Source organism: Marivita sp. (genome assembly GCF_051859345.1).
Taxonomy (GTDB): Bacteria; Pseudomonadota; Alphaproteobacteria; order Rhodobacterales; family Rhodobacteraceae; genus Marivita.
On the sequence record NZ_JBHYFV010000036.1, the window covers coordinates 1 to 4926 of the forward strand.

Genomic DNA, 4926 nt, shown 5'->3' on the forward strand with positions numbered 1-4926 from the left:
CTTCTCTTCATCGTCTGTCTCCTCAGTTGGAGAACAGGCTAACCTCAAACCGAGGACATTTCAGGGGAGCAGGTCAAACCGTCCGTATGCTCTTTTAAGGGGCGACGTGGCTTTCATGCGCAAACGTCCTTTCGGCTTAAAGCGATCTGGTACCGATATTGCCTGCTCAGGCACCGTCTAATTGTCAATTTCAATACACCAGACAGAGGGTTGATGCAATTGACCTGCATCCTCTGCCCTACCGCAGAGTGATGAAAAAACCGTATGCCGGCCCGTGACATAAGGACCGGCATGGAAAACGCGATTACGCGTCTTTGGGCAGCGCCTCGTTCAGAAGCTGCGCGTAGGTCTTGCGAGCGGCGTTGACGATCGCAATATCCCGCTGCAGTTCCTGCAAACGCACCTCGCAGCCGCGCAGATTGTTGAGCTGCTTGTTCGCGTCTTCCGAAAGGTTGTCCGTCTCGTATTCTTTGCCGTCGATTTTGACCTTGGCCATGTGACATTTCCTTGTCTGAATAGTGAATTCCATCGGGGCGAGGCATACCCAACCGCGCAGGCGGCTGCAAAACGAAAATCACCCCGGTAAAAAGAAAGCCCCCGAACATGCCGGGGGCTTTCGAATGGTGTACCTGTCCGAGACCCTTGCGGGCCCCGGAACTTGGAAGGCTTAGACGAAGCTGAAGCCGTTCTGGATCAGATCCGCGTAGTCATCCGAGCCAACCAGGTTGACGTCATCCAGGCCGGTCAGCGAAGTGCCGAAGTCCTGAGAGCCGATTTCCACAGCACTGACAGTTGCGCCGGAGGCCGAGGCCATGTCACCGCTCCATGTGAGTTCAAAGACCTTGTACTCACCCAGGTTGTTCGGGTTTTCGACCTTGAAGATCGCCTTACCGTCACCAATGAGGCCTTCTTGGTTGGTCTTCTGGTAGGTCTGAACGCTGAAGTTGCCTGCGTTCAGGTCACCGAAGGACGCATCACCACCGAAGCCAGTGTAACCAGCACCATTGTTGAACAGCGCGGCAACATCAGACGCTGTGAGCGACGCATAGGTCTCACCGTCTGTGGTGTCGTTCGCCATTCGGACAATAGCCACTTCGTTGGCTTCGACATTGGTGTTTGCCGCGCCGTCACCCGAGAAATTCGCGCCCGAACCACCCAAAGTGTTACCCTCGTTATAATCCAGTGTGACTGGGATCAGGATATTGGAGTCTGTGCTATCCCCGCCACCTGCCGAGCTGTCAAACTGGCTTGTCAGGTAGTCGGAGTAATCCAGGAAATCGAGACCCGGTGCAGCCATCTCCGATACGAAGAAGCCATTGATACTACCATCAACAACCACTGTTGGCTCGATGATAACGCCGTCCGTATCGGATGTAAGCGTGACCGTACCATCGAGATTGTCGACCGCTGACCAGCCAGCAGGCGGAGTTGCTGCAACTGTCGCCGCAATGTCCGTCGCCAGATCACCATCTGCAACCAGATAAGCTTGGCCAAGGATGTTGATGCCACCATCAGTCAGATTTTCGATTGCTTCATTCTCGAAAGTCAGTGTGATTTCAGCAGGCGTGGCCAGAATGGTTTCTTCATCTGAACCCTGCACGGTGGTTTCAACCGTTGCAGTCGCTTCCCAAGTCGGTGTCGAGTTGAAGCTTCCTCCAACCGTAACGTCCGGGGTGACATCTCCACCCGGTGCATCCGCCACGAACGTGATCGTGCCGTCCCCATTGTTGGTCGCTATGAAGCCGCTGGCATTAAGGGCAGCATAGGTCCCAGCAATAGCTGCTGCTGCCGCCAGTACCGTCGCATTCGCCGGGATAGCGGTCACAAGCGTGCCGAACTCAACGTTGTAAGGTGTCGCCGAAGTTGGAACTTGAGTGAGGTCAAGAACGAACTCTTCCTGCTCTGCATCAACGTCCTCTTCTTCTGTACCGTTAACAAACTCCGAGGAAACAACAAGCTGCGACTCAGGCACCTCATCAGACATCGTCACCGCAGTGGTGAAGTTCATGATGGTATCGTCGCCGAAATCCAGGGTCTCGAACACGATGGTTTCGTTCGACGCACCATTCTGCAGGGTGTTGCCCGGCAACGGTGTGTAGTTCAGGAAGTCACTCCGCAGCGGCGCATCATCTGTCGACATGACAACCAGATCGTCACCGGTTCCGGGGTTGATCACATTGTCAGTTTCAAGAAGTTGAGCACTACCGTCGGTCGAACCACCAAACGAAAGTTCAGCTGCGTTGTTGTTGTCACCCCGTGCACTGAGCCCGGTGTACCAACCATCTGTACCTTCGAGATGCGAACCATCGATGTTGAACGGGCCATCGTCGACGCCATCGGCACCATACGTAGTCTGCAGGTTGAAGCCTGTTGGAGCGTTTGCCGAAGCGACACTGTTCACAGTGATGCCCGAGTTGTTGAAGACCTGCTGGGCTTCATCCTCAACTGCAGTCCAGGAAGTCGGGTTCCCCTGGCTGATTTCGACCCGCAGATCGACCTCGGCAAAGGTACCGCCCGTGTTCATGGTTGCAACCCAGGTGTTGTTCTCGGTCAGGGTCACGGTGATCAGCTTGCTGAGCACAGGATCGTTTTCGATCGCCCGGACAACTGCAGCAGTGACGTCGCGCTGGTCACCATAGTAGCGGTTGCCATTGAGCAGAGTACCGATTGTGGCAGAAGCTTCGTAACCGTTGATGCCCCTGATAGCGCCCTCAACACCCACCGGGTTGACGGCTTCGGTCTTCATGATGCCGCCACCAGCTCCGAGAGCATCAGTACCTGCGCCGGAAAGGATCACGGTAACAGTCGCACCGCCAACATAGGCCAGCGAAGTTGGCACGCCGGCAATGTCATTTGTTCCGGGCGTATCTCCATCACGATTGTCGTCGAAGTTGAACGTCCAATCGGCATAAGCGTCAGAACCACGTCCACCGGATGTATCGATGAAGTCGTCACCGGAACCCGCGTTGATGTTCAGGTCACCCTTGCTGTTGATCACAGTTTTGATGGTGTCATTGCCGGAACCGGTGTCGATTGTGACATTGTCGAGAATCGCTTGGTTCAGACGCTCATTGGAACCGTCAAAATCACCGTTGTTGATATTGGTGCCATCGATTTCAACGTAATCGTCACCCGCACCAGTCGCAATGTTCAACGACGATCCAGCGTGATCGAGCGCATCACCGTCGATTTCGACGAGGATCGTGTCATCGCCGCCAGCTGTGGTGTAGTTGTAAGCCTGATCTTCTTCGCTACCGTTCAGGATTGCGTTGAAGAACACATCACCACCACCCTGTGCTGTCAGCATGTCGAGGTTGATGATCTGCTGATCGGTGCCGAGGTTCAGGTCGCCCAAGAACCCGTCTGCATTGACCAGCTGGAGGTCGCCGGATTCACGACGCAGCAGGCTGTCACCGTCATAGAGTTCGTTGAAGCCGTCACGGATGGTCAGGCTGGCAACGCTGTCTTTGACTGCGTCCATTGCGTCCGTCGAGATGTAGATTTCGCGCAATGCGTTGTTGGTCGACGTCAGTGTCCCAATATTGCTCGGCTGATCAACAATTGCATCCGGACCGTCACCTTTAACGTTGACATAGAACACTTCGATGCCGTCGCCGGCTGCTGTCTGGTCCTTGCCACCGATCACGAGGTTACCGCCCTCACCGCCACGGCCTGCTTTGTACAGGTCGATGTTGATGGAGACTGGTTGGTCTTCGACTTGGTTTTCGGAGTTGAAACGGCCGTAAACGTCATACTCGCCGATTTCTTCTTCGATCCGCGAGAAGCCGGTTGCGATCACTTCGGAACCGTCGCCGGATGTCAGAATGATCGCCGGGATCGGGTCGGACTGGGAACCGTCGTCAATGAATGTGGTGTCGGTGATGGTCGGATCCAGCGTCAGCGTGGTGCCTGCAGGCAGAGTGCCGTTTGCGATCAGCGCCTGAAGCGGGTCCTGAAGTGCGTTCACGAAGCCTTGGTGTGTACCAGCCGTGTTGGCTGCGTCAGATTCGATGTTCACTTCGACAGGGCCGTTGCCGGTATCGATGGTAAAGCGAATGCCATCGACGTCGATGTTGTTCAGACGGTTCGGGTTGCCCGCGAGTTCCGCATCTTCGTCCAGAAGGAAGTAGAAGACCCGGCCTTCAGCCTGCTGACCAGAGATCAGGTAGTCTTCGTCGAAGTAGACGGTCAGATCGGATGCATCGCCATCGCTATTCGCGTTGTCCGTGTGGTTCATACCGATGGTAATGTCGGATGTATTGCGCGCAACGCCATTGCTTGTAAGCGTGTTCACGTTTTCGATCATCAGATCGCCATCAGAGAATGTCGAACCGAGGAAGTCGTGGCCTGTGATGTTCTTGGCATCGACAACAATGTCACGCTGCCAGCCGTCAAGAATACCAGCGATCAGTTGTTCTGACGGAGTAAGATTTAAGCCAGTTGTACCTTCGAGGCTACCAAAGAACCCACCAATATCGACATCGTCGAAATTATCAAGGATACCTTCGGCAACGAAGCCCAGATCGTCGAGACGGTTCCCGAGCAAGTCTTGAATGTCGAAATTCAACGGTGCGTTCTGAGCGATGTCGCGTGCTTCGAATTCGAGAGTTTCGATGTTCTTGATGCGCGGCTGGATGTCGATGTTCTCGGAGCCGGAGATGGCGCCAACGAATTCGGAAACCAGTTCAGCATAGAGGCTGTCGTTGCCTGCGCCACCGTCTGCACGGTCAGCGGAGGAGAGACCGTTTGACACGCCGCCAACAAAGGGATTCTGCTGCAGGTAACCTTCGAACGTGTCGTCGTCATCAGTACCAACAAGGTTGTCGCTGTTGGATGTGAACGAGAATGTCTCGCCAGGTGTACCGCCGCTTTCGCCGAAGAAGTCGTTAATTGTTGACTTCGCAGACGCAACGGTGGCCGGATCGT

The 4926-nt window shown here is 54.9% G+C and carries 2 protein-coding genes; both read right to left on the reverse strand.

The features are described from left to right. Positions 1–304: 304 nt before the first annotated feature. Positions 305–496 carry a hypothetical protein gene (locus ACTIEN_RS17785; RefSeq protein WP_439524496.1) on the reverse strand — a complete coding sequence of 64 codons (192 nt, stop codon included), beginning with the start codon at positions 494–496 and terminating at the stop codon, positions 305–307. 171 nt (positions 497–667) lie between these two features. After that, positions 668–4926: beta strand repeat-containing protein (locus ACTIEN_RS17790; RefSeq protein WP_439524497.1), on the reverse strand; the 4259-nt coding region annotated here is incomplete at its 5' end.

What these genes read in the sequence shown, in the direction of transcription:
- ACTIEN_RS17785 (WP_439524496.1), bottom strand. Translation starts at nt 496, where the DNA reads ATGGCCAAGGTCAAAATCGACGGCAAAGAATACGAGACGGACAACCTT.